This window comes from Evansella halocellulosilytica, from assembly GCF_002335745.1.
GTDB lineage: Bacteria > Bacillota > Bacilli > Bacillales > Salisediminibacteriaceae > Bacillus_CA > Bacillus_CA halocellulosilytica.
In genome coordinates, this window is the sequence record NZ_NIST01000001.1 from 4,286,324 (window position 1) to 4,301,750 (window position 15,427).

The following is a 15,427-nucleotide window of genomic DNA, read 5'->3' on the forward strand; positions in this document are numbered from 1 at the left end:
TTCTTAATTAAAACTTAATGGTCTTTGTTCATCTCGTTCTATGAGAGGATGTTCAAAAAGTTGTCCTCCTTTTTGAACACTCATTAATAAGCATTTTTTGCAGAAAAGTTATATAGGGGCAAAAGCCCCATATTTACTCTTTTCCATCCAATTCTTTAACTATCATTAAACTTTATTTTATCGTCCCTCTCAAAATTTAACAATAACTTTCATTAAATAGATAAAGGAACGATATACTTTCCGGCTTTAGCTTCTGCTAATTTGGTCACATCTTTTCCGTCAATCATAATTTGAGTAAGATCGTCATCACCATGAATGACTAACGTGAAGGATTCCCAATCCGGTTCATAAGTTCCTGTTCGGTTTGTTGTCAATTCCAACTTGTCACTTGAGTAATGGAAAGTCAATTCATTTTCATACACTTTTCCTTGTTCATAATCGAACGTTTGGCCATCATCTTCATATATACGGTAAACGACCTTTCCTTCTTTGCCTTTGTATAAATGAATTTGATAGTTTTCTTCTTTCACTTCAGTTGTTGATTTTATCGCTCCATGAGCGATTGCCGTATTTTGTTTAACGAAAATTGGTAATGTTTCTAAACCTGCATAGATGAGATGATGGTGCCCACCTTCTAACACCTCTTCTGTCCAATAATTCACCCAACTTCCTTCTGGCAAGTAGACGACACGATGCTCTGTATCAGGTGTCATCACAGGAGCGATGATGACATTGTCACCAATCATAAATTGATCTGATAAGTTAAATGTATGTTTATCAGTTGGATATTCTAAAACGAGTGGACGCATGACCGGAATCCCCGATTCATGAGCTTCTTTAAATAATCGGTACAATTCTGGCATCCAAACATAGCGAAGCTGAATATAATTTTTAACAATCTCTTCAATGTTTTCGCCAAATGACCAAGGTTCCTGTCTTGCTGCATCTAGTGCACTATGGTTTCGAAAATATGGGGTGAATGTCCCAAATTGAGTCCACCTTGCCAATAGCTGACCCGTTGCATCATGTGCAAACCCGCCAACGTCAGGACCGCAAAAGGCTACACCAGACATTCCTAAATTCATACACATTGGTATTGCCATTTGTAAATGTTCCCAAAAGCTTCGGTTATCTCCTGTCCATACTGATCCATACCTTTGAACACCTGCATATCCTGCACGAGTAAGCAAAAACGTACGTTTTCCTTTGAGTTGGCGTTTCATTCCTTCGTACGTTGCTTCACCCATCAAAAGTCCATATATGTTATGGAGCTCTCGATGTGTTTTCGGATCACCATCATTTTCATGCATGACTTTCGTGTCCATCGTTTTCGTTTCATTAAAAACTGCAGGCTCATTCATATCGTTCCATATTCCCTCAATACCTAAATCAGAATAAAAGCGATGCTTTTCTCCCCACCATTTCCGTACATCACGATTCGTAAAGTCAGGAAAAGCACTGTTTCCTGGCCAAACATCCCCGAAATAAATAGTTCCTTCAATATATTTACAGAAACGATCTTGTGTAACCCCTTCTTGGTAAATCGAATACTCTGAATCCTCTTTCACACCAGGGTCAACGATCGGTACAACCCGAATACCTTGATCACGAAGGTCCTGTAAAAGTTTTTTCGGATTTGGAAAACGATTCTTATCAAAAGTAAATACTCGATATCCATCCATGTAATGGATGTCTAAATAAATGGCATCTACCGGTATTCCTTTTTCGAGAAAGTTATGAACGAGCTCTCTCACTTCTTCTTCGGTTTCATAGCTGTAACGCGATTGGTGATAACCTAGCGCCCACTTTGGAGGCAGTGGCATATTTCCTGTCAATGCAGTATATTGAGTCAACGTATCCTTCATTGTTGGCCCAGCAAATACATAATAATCTAATTGACCGGATTCTCCCCGGAATGAATAAGTGTCATCCTCTTCTCGCATATCAAAATGCGTTTTTCCCGTATTATCAAAAAAGATCCCAAAAGCAAGATCATCTCTCAACGTCATAAAAAAAGGAATAGACTGGTACAACGGGTCCGTTTCAGGATTGTGAGGTGCGTAAACATCAGAATTCCACATCGTTAATTGATTTCCTTTTTTATCTAGAAACCCTGTCTTTTCACCAAAACCATAGTAATGGTCATGTTGATGCATATTTTTAAAACAGACTACTTCACCTGCTGCATTAGAGCCTAAACCTTTTTCAGATTCATTCACTAACGTTAAACCTTCTTTATCCGTAATGCTTATTCGTAATGGACTTTTTCTTACTGTTAAAGTCATGTTTTCTGTTGCAACAACAACTTCTTCTTTTCCCTTGTTAACAGTGTAAGAAACAGGTTCACGTTCTTTAATGACCGCCGGACTTGTCGTTAACGAAGGTTCTGTATCTGGATTCATGACTACCCTGACGATTGAGTTTGTGTAAAAAGTAACATGAACATAACCATGTTCACACTTAATCATGAATACACCGTTTTGTTCGGAAAATGACAAAACATTTCCGATATCTTGAAAGTCCGTACCTTTTATTTCTTTTTTCTTTCCTGGATGGATTGCAAAACTTGTATCTTGCATTCGTTTTTCCTCCTGATTTACAAAGTTTTGTTTTCTATGCTGGTTTCATTTAAGTGAGTTTATGATCACCTATTAATAGAAATAAAAAGATACAGGTGAGAGGGATCCCTCCCTTCACCGTACCTTTATTCGCTCCTTTTCTTGCATTTAACCTTTCGTTGCTCCTGAAGTTAATCCAGTAATCAGATAACGTTGCAAAAATAAGTAGACGAGTGAGATTGGAACAGCGATCAATATTGCACCTGCGGCAAACCTTGTAAAGTTATTGGCAAACTGGTCATTTACAAAGTTAAATAACCCAAGCGCTAATGTAAATTTCTCAGGATCTCTGAGAACGATACGAGGTAATATAAAGTCCATAAAAGGTGCCATAAAATTAAATAGTGCAACGACTGCTAAGATTGGTTTCGCTAATGGAAGCATAATCGTAAAGAAAATTCGAAAATGACTTGCACCATCTATTTTTGCAGATTCATCAAGCTCTCTTGGAATCGTGTCAAAGTATCCTTTTACTAAAAATGCATTCATCGGGATCGCCCCACCAACATATATGATAATCAGCCCTGTTAGTGTGTTAAGAAGCCCAACAGTATTTAATAAAATGTAAAGCGCAACCATCGCCATTAACACCGGAAACATTTGCAAGAGCAAAAATGCATATAGCCCATTTTTTCGCCCTTTGAAACGGTATCTTGAAAATGCATATGCAGTTAAAGCGACGATAAATGTGGCAAAAAATGCTGTCGACAATGCAACAATTAATGAATTTTTATACCATGTCAAATAGTTGCTTCGAGGGTCAAAGAATAACCATTCGTAATGGACGAATGACCAATTTTCTGGAATCATTGACGCACCGTAAAGCCCTCTCCCTGGATTCAACGACAAGCCGAAAGCCCACAGTAAAGGGTATAAGATGATGATAAACATGATGCCAATAACCGTATAAATCCCAAATAATTCAATGAAATTTTTTTGTTTCTTTGTTAAAGACTTTCTTTTATTCGTTTTTGTCAAAGTATTCATTAGAAAGTCCCCTCCTCTTTAAATGAACGAGTACGTCTAAATTGGAAGAAAGCAAATGCTGCGACCATCAATCCTAAAATTATCGAAATAGCGGCAGCCATGTTGTACTGCTGATTATCAAACGTTAAGCCGTATATCCAAGAAATTAAAATATCTGAACCACCAGCAGTTTGCCCTCTTACAGCAGGTCCACCCTGATTAAAGAGATAAATAATGTTAAAGTTATTAAAGTTAAACGAATACTGCATAATTAGTAGAGGTGCTGTTGCAAACATGACGTGTGGGAATGTAATATTCCGAAACTTTTGCCAGCGGTTAGCTCCATCGATATCAGCTGCTTCATACCAGTCAGATGAAATACTTTGAAGCACACCTGTAAATAAAGCGAAAACAAAAGGAAAGCCTAACCAGACTTGTATGAGTATTAACGCAATCCTCGTCCAAGTCGGATCCTGTAACCAAGGAATCGTAATACCGAATAACGGCTCGAGAATTTGTAAATTGACTGCACCGAAGTTATCGTTAAAGATGGCAGAAAAAATGATGATTGTAACAAAAGCTGGAACCGCCCAAGGGAGTATAAATACAGTGCGAATAAGCTTCTTTAATCGAACACGTGGATCATTCACAATAATAGCTAAAAATAGTGCTAGAGCAATTTGTAAGGTTGTTGCCACAAATGTCCAAATTAACGTCCAAGATAAGACACTAACAAATGTCGATCTCCATTCTTGGATCGTAAACAATTGAATAAAATTTTCAAAGCCTACCCATTCAAGCAAATGCCTCGGAGGTGCATTGTATAAGTTATAGTTTGTAAATGCCAATGCAACCATAAACAATAACGGGAATACGACGACAAAAATTAATAAGAACAGTCCTGGTGATATGAGAATATACGGAAAGCTCGTATCCCATGCATGTTTCCATCCATCACGTATATTAGGAACCGTCCAACCTAATTGAATTCTCTTTGCGTCTTTTCTAGCATCTTGAATATTTAAGACGTAAAACGTTATGAAAAAGATGAATATTAAAATGGAAATAATTCCTTCACTTAAAAACACTCGGGAATCATCTACTCTTTCAACCTCACCTAGTGACACCAACCCTTGTAGACCGGAGCTGATGAAGTCATACATCACGACAACAAAAGCAGCAAAGAGAATGAACAAGGTCGTCCCTTTAACAAAGCGCTTATTATACATTTGACCGAGCCCCGGAATGATTGAAAGCAATCCAGCTACGTTTGGACTATGTTTACGGTTGACGAAAGCTGTTTCTCGTTGTTGATCTTTTTCGTTAGTAGCCATTTTCACTTCCTCCTGGTTTAAAGAATGAGGATTGAGGAATTTCTTCCTCAACCCTAATTTATTTTTATTAGTTCATGATCGCAATTTGATCTTGAATTTGTTCAACCGCTTCTTCTAAAACTTCTTGAGCATCTTCACCTTGAGAAATAAATTGTAAAGCGTCCCCTATTGGATCCCAAACTTGTGACATTTCTGGAACGTTCGGCATCGGTGTAGCTACTTGAGTTTGTTCAAAGAATGGAGACATAAACTCATCATCAATTTCTACTGCTGTGTGAGCTGGAAGTTCCCCAGCTATTTCAAAGTACGTTTCAGAGCTTTCAGCATTCGTAATAAATAACGCTAATTCAGTCGCCCAATATTGCTCTTCAGAATAATAATTTACTAACCAGCCCTTATTTCCAGCAAACGAGTTTAACGGCTCACCATCCCAACTAGGAAGAGGAGCAACACCTAGATTATCACCAAGAGCTTCACGATAATCTGGGATTGACCATGGTCCTGAAACAACCATACCCGCTTGACCATCTGTGAATAAACCGTTCATAATATCTGCATCAATACCGGTAGGCATTAAACCTTCATCAAACCACGTTTTAATCGTTTCAGCTCCTTCAACAGCTCCTGCTGAAGCTAATCCGATATCATCTGTGTTATAAATGCCTTCCTCATCTTGTGCAAATACGTATCCACCAGGACCCGTTAAAAACGGATACGTAAAGTAGAAGTTTGCTGCTTCCATTAAAAATCCATAAGTAGATCCATCTGTTAAATCACGGGCAATTTCCATTAATTCATCCATCGTTTCTGGCGCTTCTGGAACTAATTCAGTGTTGTAAAATAAGCCATATGTTTCTACAACTGCTGGAATTCCATATTGTACACCTTCATAACTGAAAGAAGTGACAGCTTCTTCATTGTACTCACCTAAACGAGCTAATTGATCTTCTGTTAATTCTAGTTCAGCAGCTAAACCTTGGAGAGAAATGTCCCCCATTCGGTCATGAGGCTGAAAAAATAAGTCTGGACCGAGACCTTGTGGTCCATCTAACGATATTGCATCTGTTTGATCTAACATAGAAAATTCTACAATATTTACGTCAATGCCATATTCTTCTGTAAATCTCTCTGTAATTTCTTCATAGGCATCTAATTGTGATTCTTCATCATTGACCCACATCGTCAATTCATCTGGTTTTTCAGGCTCATCACCATCTGCTGCTTCATCTGTCTCCGTATCTTCCTCTGTTTCCACATCATCTTCCGGTGCCTCTTGTTCATCATCTCCACCACATGCAACGAGTACAATAGACATCATAAATAGAAGCAGAAGCGAAAGTAACAACGTCTTGCTTTTTAACATGACATTTCCCCCTTTAATGATAATTAAAAAATTTCTTGTGCAATCCGTTTGCCCTAAAGTATGAATTGATGATCGATTGAAAAATAATACTTATAATATCCAGACAGTAACCGCTTCCATTTCTCGTTTTATGCGGTTTATCTTGATACAATATATTCCTTTTTATTTTTTCAATAGAAAAACAAATCATACACCTCGTCTATACTGTTACAAATTAAATCAACTTAAGACAACCGTTTGCACAAGTGTTGCTAAAACAATTCCACAGAAACCTCACCCTGTGAAATCGTTTGCATTGCTTATATTTTTATTATACTAATACATCCAAAAATTACAACTATTTTTTTCGAAATATTTCAATGTTTTTATCATTGTCCCTTTTAAAGGGATTATGTCGAGGATTTTCACAATTATAACCTTTAAATTATTACATGGATGACAACCGTTTGCATTAAAATATGATATAGAAATGAATGGACATCTCAAAACAAAGTAAAGCATTTATCTCCTTAATCCCAATATAACTAACTAAATATAACGTAACCATTAATATGTCGTATTTCGTCTTATTCTACGGAATTCACCTGGAGTGATCCCTTCTTTTTGTTTAAACAGACGCGAAAAATAACTTACATCTTTAAATCCTGTTTCATTACTTACTGTTACTAAGTCGACGTTTTCATTTACTAATTTTTGTTTGGCAATCATTAACCTGTAATGATGAAGGTGTTGGATCGGTGTCATCCCCGTTACTTTCTTCATTGCCCGCGTAATATAGTCCGGATGATATAGTAAAGCATTCGCCATACTTTTTATTGTAAAATTGCTATCTTGAAAGTTCGCTTCAATATACCGGAATACTTGATCAACGACTGTTTGTGAGGAAGTCGGAATTTCCATCACTTCTTCTTGTAACAGTAAGATAAAATCTGAAAACATCATTTGCTGCTTTAATTTCATTGCTGGGTCACCAGATTCATTTAACGACAAAAGTTGTTCGATAAATTGAGCACATCGTTCTTCGGAGCGAAAACTCCCATACCGTGGTAAGTGCAACATAAAAGTCGCCGGGTCGGTATACGTACTATCGTGTAGAAAAACTCCTGACCAATCGACTATTTTCTCTTCAATTAATTTATAGTTATTCGGAATCGAAAAATGAATCCAATAAAAATCAGTATCCTCTGAACACCTTTGTGAACCAGCATGTTCAAACCCAGGGGCCAAAATTAAATATTGACCTTTCTTAATTTCAAAATGAACGCCACTTTCTTTCATATATAATGTTCCTCTTGAAACATACAAAAGATCGAAAATATGAAACGTTCTGCGAAAATGCTTCCTTCCTTTATGAAACGTAGCCTTCCCGCCTTTAATAAAGGTTGGCATTGGTGGAACGATACACGTTAACATATTCATAACCGTCAACTCCATGTCGTTTTTGTTCAATTCTAATCGTTTTTTTCAGCTACAAACCTCTTAAAATCTTTACTATGATGTATATGCTCAATATAGATAACGTCTATTTTATCAATGTGTGAATGATATTTACACTTTTATCTCCAAGAAAGAAAATCTTCAATTTAAAGAGGGAATGAGTATGACAGAAACAACTAAGAAAAACGTCGGCAGGATGACATTGTTTGCATTAACGTGGCCGATCTTCATTGAGATTTTACTACATATGTTAATGGGTAATGCTGATACATTGATGCTCAGCCAATATGACGATGACTCAGTTGCTGCTGTTGGCGTAGCCAATCAAATCATGAGTGTCATCATTGTCATGTTCGGTTTTATAGCTACTGGAACAACGATATTAATTGCTCAATATATTGGTGCAAAAAAGGAAGAAAGCGCAGGACGTATCGCTGTCGTGTCCATTGTCGCTAACTTGCTTTTCGGTATTGCATTAAGCTTAGTCCTTTTTGTGTTTGGTGAACCGATTTTAAGAGCGATGAATTTACCCGAAGAATTAATGGATACCGCGCTTATATATTTACAAATTGTCGGTGGATTTTCGTTTGTTCAATCACTAATTATGACGCTCTCAGCTATTGTTAAAAGCCACGGGTTTACAAAAGATGCCATGTACGTCACATTAGGAATGAACTTACTTAATGTATTAGGTAACTACGTATTTATTTTCGGTGCCTTTGGCGCTCCTTCTCTAGGAGCTACCGGAGTTGCCATAAGTACTTCTGTAAGCAGGACACTCGGATTAATCGTATTATTTGTCTTACTATATAAAAGAGTCAGTGGAGACCTCCCATGGCATTTCTTGAAAAAGCAATTCCCTAAAAAGGAACTTAGTCAGTTGTTAAAAATCGGTATTCCATCTGCAGGAGAACACCTTTCATATAACGGTTCACAAATGGTTATTACTTATTTTATTGCAATGATGGGCACGACCGCACTTACAACGAGAGTCTACGTCTTAAATATTATTATGTTCGCCTTCTTATTTTCGGTCGCAATTGGCCAAGGTACACAAATTTTAGTCGGATATTTAATTGGGGAAAAGAAAAAAGAAGAAGCCTACCAACGTTGCTTAAAAAGTTTGTGGATCGGTATGACAATCTCAACGTTCGGAGCGATTGTCTTTGCTATCTTAAAAGATGAGATAATCAGTATTTTCACAAATAATTCTGAGATCATCCAATTAGGTGGTATTTTACTTCTTTTAACGATTATCCTTGAACCTGGAAGAGCATTTAATCTTATCGTAATTAATAGTTTAAGAGCTGCAGGTGATGTGAAATTTCCGGTCTATATCGGTATCGCTTCAATGTGGGGAGTTTCGGTGACAATATCCTATGGTGCAGGTATTGTCATGGGACTTGGATTAATAGGAGTTTGGATTGCTATGATTCTCGACGAGTGGATACGAGGGCTGTTTATGCTGCAACGGTGGAGATCAAGAAAATGGGAAAGAATGTCATTTATCCATGACACTAGTAAAGGGTCAAAAAAGCAAGCTGGATAGCCGTCAATCTGTTCTATTAACATGATCATTCTCTACAATATGAATAATCTAATATAAAACGAAATATAATGAATATATATCGGTTAACTGTCAAATTTATCACCCTCTCAATTTGACAGTTTTTTATACCTTTTTTTGTATAAATCATTAATAAATATTCATTTCAAAATACTTCCAATATTACATTCACTTAGTCAGAATATTCGGACCCCTGTACAATCGTTGACTTATCCTTTTGTTATCAATGTTTTAACATACTCTTTTTCCTATAAAATTCGTTTATTTTAGTAATCTTTTGACAACCATTAAAAATTCTGCTTAAATAAAGTAGGATATCAACAATTTTTTATACGGTTGTTGGTATGTTTCACACTTTAAAAACATATTTTTAAGGGGGAATGAAATTTGAAGAAGAAGTTTTATTCCATGTTCGGACTTCTCCTGTCTGGAAGTTTACTGCTTGCAGCATGTGGGGATGGAGACGATGGAGACAACGGTGAAGCAGGCGGAGACGCAAATGGTGACACTGACACTGAAACAGACGCAGACACAGAAGTAAACGTAAGTAACCTTCAAATTGGTACTGGAAGTACTGGAGGGACTTACTATCCGCTTGGACAAGAAATGGCTAATGTCATAAACGCGAACATCGAAGGTTATGACGGCTTTGATCTTAGTGCCGTTTCTACTGGAGCATCAGTAGATAACATCTCTATGATTAATCAAGGAGAACTTGAATTAGGTATGTCAGTTCATTTACCTGCTTTAGATGCCTTAACTGGTGATGGAGATTTTGAAGGCGTTGCAGTTGAAAACTTTGGCTTTATGGGTCATATCTACCCAGAAGTCATGCAAATTGTTACACCTGCTGATTCAGATATTGAATCAATCGCTGACCTTGCAGGTAAAGATGTTGCAATTGGACCTCCAGGATCTGGTACACAAGCAGCTGCTCGAATGATCCTTGAAGCTTATGGTCTTGAAGATGGTGATTACACAGCTATCGAAGAAGGATTTGGTGACGCTGCTGGTCGTTTGCAGGATGGTAACTTAGATGCTTCATTTGGACTTTTAGGATTACCTGCTGGGAGCATTCAAGAATTAGAAGTACAACGCGATATTCGTATGATTCCTATTAGCGATGAAGGGTTGTCTTATATTGAAGAAAACAGCGGATATGAAGGATTAACAATTCCTGCAGATTCTTATGATTTCTTAGATGAAGATATCCAAGCAATTACTGCGTATGCCATCTTAGTCGGCTCAACTGATTTAATTGACGAAGACCTCGGCTACGAAATTACAAAAGCACTATTTGAAAATAGTGGTGACATTTCTCATGACCAAGGACAGCATTTAACGAAAGAAAATGCACTAAACGGTTCAGATGGTCTTCCACTTCACCCTGGTGCTGAAAGATACTTCGAAGAAGAAGGTTTAAACTAAAAACATACATGCATGAACCAAGGCCGGACTCCTTGCAGTGTCCGGCCTTTTTAAAAACCAATTGTATCCATTGTTTAATAGCAAAAACTATGTTACAAAATAATTATTCTTATTGTTCCTTTTAAGCTCCGCCAAAGGAACAGTTTTATGAGGCGGAACATCGACGAAAACGCAGGAAGATCGTTATCTAATCCTACTTTTTCGTCGATTTACATGTACACAAAGAAATAACCGAGGGTGGTGAACGTATGAAAGAAAAAGACATATTAACAGAAGAACAGCAAAAAGAAGTACTCGCTAAATATGATAAAGAATCTGCCTATCGTACAGATCCGAAAAAGTGGGCTATTATTATTGCCTTTATTTCAATATCATTAACGATCTTCCATTTATGGCGTGCATACCCCGGCAACGGACCTCTCGTATACCTATTACAAGGGGCAGTTCATTTAGGTACAGCACTAGGTCTTATTTTTCTTTTATATCCAGCAACGAAAAAAGGATTAAAGAAACCTGGAGTCCCATGGTATGATGTAGCACTTGCCTTTTTCTCAATGGCATCGATGTATTACATTTTATTCCGGTACGATTGGATTACCGGTGCTGCTAGAATACAAGGTTTCACCTCATTTGATATTTTAGTAGCTACCATTGGGATTATTTTGCTATTAGAAGCAACAAGACGAGCTGTCGGGTTACCTATTGTAGTCATTGCATCACTAGCCATATTATACGGATTATTTGGAACAAACATTCCACACTTTGGACATGGTGGATTTGATTGGAGTGGCTTATCAAGACGATTATTCTACTCATCTGATGCGATATTCGGTACACCGATTCAGATTTCATCAACTTATATTTACTTATTCTTATTCTTCGGGGTCATGCTGACAAAAACAGGTGTCGGTCAATATTTTAATGACCTCGCATTCGGCTTAACCGGTCGTTTTACTGGAGGAACAGCAAAAGCAGCCGTTGCTGCCTCAGCAATGCAAGGAACTGTTACAGGTAGCTCGGTAGCAAATACCGTTTCATCTGGTTCATTTACAATACCAATGATGAAAAGGGCAAAATTCAGGCCTGAATTTGCTGCAGCTGCAGAAGCCTCAGCCTCAACCGGCGGACAAATTATGCCACCGATTATGGGAGCTGCTGCCTTCATTATGGCTGAATACGTATCAAGTGTATCCTACAGTGATATCATCATTATCGGTATTATTCCTGCACTGCTTTATTTTACAGGTGTATTCATGGGAACACACTATGAAGCGAAAAAACATGGTATAAGCGGACTCTCGAAAGAAGAATTACCATCATTGAAAGGAATATTAAAACGATTAGATTTGTTATTACCACTTGTTGCAATTATTACCTTGCTCGTACAAGGGTTTACCCCTACAACAGCCGCCCTTTGGGGAATTGGTGCTGCTTTTGCAGTGAGCTTTTTACGAAAGGATACTAGAATGGGGCTAGGAGATATGGTTGATGCCCTCATTCAAGGTGCCCGTATCGCGCTTCCAGTAATCGCTGCCTGTGCGACGGCTGGTATAATCGTTGGTGTTGTAGTCTTTACAGGTTTAGGAGGAAAAATTGCTGGTGGACTATTAAATATTGCAGGAGACAGCTTGTTCCTTCTATTATTCTTTACAATGATTGCTTGTATTTTACTAGGTATGGGACTTCCTACAACAGCAAACTATGTTGTTACTGCGTCAATGGCTGCACCAGCTTTAATTGCGTACGGTGTACCAGATATTGCGGCTCATTTCTTCGTTTTCTATTTTGGAATTGTAGCAGATATTACACCACCTGTATGTTTAGCTGCTTATGCCGGTTCGGGTATTGCAAGAGCAAATCCGATGAAGGCAGGGGTGACCGCCTTCAAGTTAGCAATTGCAGCGTTTATCATACCGTATGTTTTCGTATTTAATCCTGTCTTACTATTACAAGATGCGACCTTCTGGACGTTAGTTCCGGTGCTTGCGACTGCCTTATTAGGTATGGCTGCCGTTAGTGCAACGATGATGGGATATTTCGTTTACAAACCGTTCTGGTATGAAAGAATTATTTTACTCGCTGCAGGGATCATGCTTATTTACCCTGAAAACTTACCAATCGAGTTAACAGGTTTAATCTTATTTATTGGAGTCGGATTTATCCAATATTTGCGTAAAAAGAAAGATAACGATCGAAATCAAGAACCATCGACAGCATAATTCATTAAAACCGCCCGTTTTGGGCGGTTTTAATTTCTCTTTATAAAAAGTCACTTTACTAACATAGCCCTTAAGGGACCTTTTTAATTGGGTTTTGTCCCAGCCTTTATTTCATTTCTGCTAACTTAATCATAAAAGACATCAAATGTATCCCATAAACCTTCTAATTCCTTCAACCGCTTTTCTACATTCTTATGTTCCGATCTAGTTAAAGCAGTAATGAGTGCACTAGCAATACTCATAGGAGCGGAGAAAGAGTCTATAAATGAATTAATTTCAGTAGATGAAATTAAATTTATGTCACCGTAAGGCACGAGCGGACTCATTAAATGATCAGTAATAACAATCGTTTTCGCATCTCTCTGTTTCACATATTTTAATACTTCCACTGTTCGTTTCGTATAACGAGAAAAGCCGAGTCCAATGACGACATCCTCATTTGTAATATCAAGTAAATGCTCTGAAACACCATCAGCTTGCCGGATTAATTCAGTATTTTGAAGGACAAGGTCTAAATAAAACTCTAAAAATTGTCCAATACTAGTTGCACTTCGATAAGCAATAATATAAATCCGTTTCGCAGTTACTAATTCATGGACAGCTCTTTCAAACTGATAAGCATCAACTTGACTAAGAGTCATTTTTAAATTTTGAATATCATCAGATAACACTTCTTTGACGACATGTTCTGTTTGATCATTTTCATCCGTTGTTCTCGCCAACACTTCAGCTGATGTCATTTTTCGTTGAAGCGCTTCTTGTAAATGCCTTTGTAAATCTGGATACCCTTTATAGTTGAGGAAAAAAGCAAAACGAATGACAGTCGCTTCACCTACTTGCACATTTTTCGCAAGCTTAGACGCTGTTAAAAATGGTGCCGTCTCATGATTTTCGATTAAATAATTGGCAATTTTCTTATGAGACTTGCTCATTTTTTCCCGTTGCTGAATCATCCGCTGATAAACTTCATTTTCTAACATGATTGCTTCCCTCCTCCCGACTATATCATATACTGCTCCCCCTTAACCGATCAAATAAAACCTTTTCATAAGCTTGAATCGTTTTCTTCAGTTCTTCTTCACCATGAGCTGTAGATACACTGTAACGATTCATCGGCTTTGTATAAATCCCTTCACTTATGAGGTGGAAATCAATTTCTTTTCTGAGGGATAAATCTGTCTTTTGAAGATCTCGGTAGTGGAGAATATTCGCTTCTGTCGTACATACAACACTAAATATCGACCCAACACCGATTGCTTTAAGGGGAACACCAGCTTTTTTACCAATATCCTCAATATTCGCTTTTAATATATTTGTATTCGATACGACGTTAGCAAAATCCTTTTCTAGACGTTGAATCGTTGCAAGTCCTGCTGCTAATATCGTTGGGTGACCGTTATAAGTTCCACTATGAAATAAAATTTCTTTTGCTGTCGATGTTTTACTTTCACTGGCATTAAACACATCACCTGATGCTTTTGGACAACTTATATTTAAAATTTCTTCTTTTCCTCCGACCAATCCAACAGGGAATCCTCCTCCGATCACTTTTCCTAATGTTGTCATATCAGGATTAACTTGATATATAGCTTGTGCCCCTCCTAGAGCGACACGATAGCCAGTTTTTACTTCATCAAAAATGAATATAATACCAAGTTCATTCGTCACTTCACGAAGTTTTGTCATAAACGATTGTTCTGCAGGAATAAATCCCCCTTGAACTGGCTCAATAATAATTGCAGCCAATTCATCTGCATGTTCTCTAATCAGCTTCTCTGCTGCTTCTGCTTGATTAAAAGGTAAAATTAAAGGCTTTAATCCTGTCATATCTAAACCAGCTGACTCAGGAACAGCATTTGGCTCCTCTTCAGTCCCCGCTTCATTTAAAGGTGGATTAATACTATATAATACGTCATTGTATCCTCCGTGATAATGTCCTTCAAATTTAGCAATTCTATTTTTGCCAGTATATGCGGTTGCTAACCTTACAGCCAATAATGTTGCTTCTGTACCTGAGTTCGTAAAGCGAACCTTTTCCATTGATGGGTAATGTTCCATAATCTTTTTAGCAAATGTAATTTCCATCTTATGAGGCGTGCCGAACAAGTTCGTACCTTCTTGGTCGATTTGTTCAATCATCGCACTTTTTATTTCTGAAGCACCGTGCCCTAAAGCGAGTGAACCATATGCCATTAAATAATCTATATATTGATTGCCGTCAACATCTTCCACCAATGCTCCATTCGCTTTTTCCATTACAATAGGATACGGAGGAAAATGTTTAATATTGGCGGTTACACCTCCAGGTAAATAATTCTCAGCTTCCTTCATTACCTCGTAGGATTTTCTCGTTTTATTCCCATAATGAATCAAAGGATGTTCAAACTTTTGTATGGCCATTTCATTAAGCCCTTCCTTTCTTAATTTCTCCATTTCATTTTTATGAAGGATTTATTTCATTTTATGATAAAATAGCTTGGATGTGAAGGGGAAAT

10 protein-coding genes are annotated in these 15,427 nt (G+C 37.6%); 3 read left to right on the forward strand and 7 right to left on the reverse strand.

What is annotated here, in order from left to right:
• Positions 1-212: 212 nt before the first annotated feature.
• From CD001_RS20400 to CD001_RS20420, 5 genes are all read right to left on the reverse strand, one after another.
• Positions 213-2,579, reverse strand: a complete 2,367-nt coding sequence (locus CD001_RS20400) for a glycoside hydrolase family 31 protein (protein ID WP_096189442.1) — start codon at positions 2,577-2,579, stop codon at positions 213-215.
• A 147-nt stretch (positions 2,580-2,726) separates the two neighbouring features.
• On the reverse strand, positions 2,727-3,605 hold the full coding sequence (locus CD001_RS20405) for a sugar ABC transporter permease (protein WP_096189443.1): 879 nt from the start codon (positions 3,603-3,605) through the stop codon (positions 2,727-2,729).
• A complete protein-coding gene (locus CD001_RS20410; RefSeq protein ID WP_096189444.1) occupies positions 3,605-4,918 on the reverse strand; it encodes a sugar ABC transporter permease in 1,314 nt (437 codons plus the stop codon). The genes CD001_RS20405 and CD001_RS20410 overlap by 1 nt, the downstream gene beginning before the upstream one ends.
• Positions 4,919-4,985: 67 nt before the next feature.
• The gene (locus tag CD001_RS20415) at positions 4,986-6,281 is read right to left on the reverse strand and encodes a sugar ABC transporter substrate-binding protein (RefSeq protein WP_096189445.1); all 1,296 of its coding nucleotides are present in this window, start codon (positions 6,279-6,281) and stop codon (positions 4,986-4,988) included.
• A 546-nt stretch (positions 6,282-6,827) separates the two neighbouring features.
• A complete protein-coding gene (locus tag CD001_RS20420; RefSeq protein WP_179298833.1) occupies positions 6,828-7,700 on the reverse strand; it encodes a helix-turn-helix transcriptional regulator in 873 nt (290 codons plus the stop codon).
• Between the two features lie 181 nt (positions 7,701-7,881).
• Between CD001_RS20420 and CD001_RS20425 the strand changes: the two genes are divergently transcribed.
• The 3 genes from CD001_RS20425 (at position 7,882) to CD001_RS20435 (ending at position 12,932) form a co-directional block, all read left to right on the forward strand.
• Positions 7,882-9,267: an MATE family efflux transporter gene (locus CD001_RS20425; protein WP_096189447.1), complete on the forward strand. Its 1,386-nt coding sequence runs from the start codon at positions 7,882-7,884 to the stop codon at positions 9,265-9,267.
• 405 nt (positions 9,268-9,672) lie between these two features.
• Positions 9,673-10,713 (forward strand): TAXI family TRAP transporter solute-binding subunit, encoded by a 1,041-nt coding sequence (locus CD001_RS20430; protein WP_096189448.1) that lies wholly within the window; start codon positions 9,673-9,675, stop codon positions 10,711-10,713.
• A gap of 248 nt (positions 10,714-10,961) precedes the next feature.
• Positions 10,962-12,932 (forward strand): TRAP transporter permease, encoded by a 1,971-nt coding sequence (locus CD001_RS20435; protein WP_096189449.1) that lies wholly within the window; start codon positions 10,962-10,964, stop codon positions 12,930-12,932.
• A gap of 125 nt (positions 12,933-13,057) precedes the next feature.
• On the opposite strand, the gene CD001_RS20440 is transcribed toward CD001_RS20435, so the two are convergent.
• Both CD001_RS20440 and CD001_RS20445 read right to left on the reverse strand, forming a co-directional pair.
• Positions 13,058-13,912 carry a MurR/RpiR family transcriptional regulator gene (locus tag CD001_RS20440; RefSeq protein WP_096189450.1) on the reverse strand — a complete coding sequence of 285 codons (855 nt, stop codon included), beginning with the start codon at positions 13,910-13,912 and terminating at the stop codon, positions 13,058-13,060.
• A gap of 25 nt (positions 13,913-13,937) precedes the next feature.
• Positions 13,938-15,332, reverse strand: a complete 1,395-nt coding sequence (locus CD001_RS20445; RefSeq protein ID WP_096189452.1) for an aspartate aminotransferase family protein — start codon at positions 15,330-15,332, stop codon at positions 13,938-13,940.
• Positions 15,333-15,427: the final 95 nt, after the last annotated feature.

Bases quoted from the DNA above. Each gene is read 5' to 3' on its own strand.
- CD001_RS20400 (WP_096189442.1), bottom strand. From the start codon at position 2,579: ATGCAAGATACAAGTTTTGCAATCCATCCAGGAAAGAAAAAAGAAATA.
- CD001_RS20435 (WP_096189449.1), top strand. From the start codon at position 10,962: ATGAAAGAAAAAGACATATTAACAGAAGAACAGCAAAAAGAAGTACTC.
- CD001_RS20410 (WP_096189444.1), bottom strand. From the start codon at position 4,918: ATGGCTACTAACGAAAAAGATCAACAACGAGAAACAGCTTTCGTCAAC.
- CD001_RS20425 (WP_096189447.1), top strand. From the start codon at position 7,882: ATGACAGAAACAACTAAGAAAAACGTCGGCAGGATGACATTGTTTGCA.
- CD001_RS20445 (WP_096189452.1), bottom strand. From the start codon at position 15,332: ATGGCCATACAAAAGTTTGAACATCCTTTGATTCATTATGGGAATAAA.
- CD001_RS20440 (WP_096189450.1), bottom strand. From the start codon at position 13,912: ATGTTAGAAAATGAAGTTTATCAGCGGATGATTCAGCAACGGGAAAAA.
- CD001_RS20420 (WP_179298833.1), bottom strand. From the start codon at position 7,700: ATGAATATGTTAACGTGTATCGTTCCACCAATGCCAACCTTTATTAAA.
- CD001_RS20415 (WP_096189445.1), bottom strand. From the start codon at position 6,281: ATGTTAAAAAGCAAGACGTTGTTACTTTCGCTTCTGCTTCTATTTATG.
- CD001_RS20405 (WP_096189443.1), bottom strand. From the start codon at position 3,605: ATGAATACTTTGACAAAAACGAATAAAAGAAAGTCTTTAACAAAGAAA.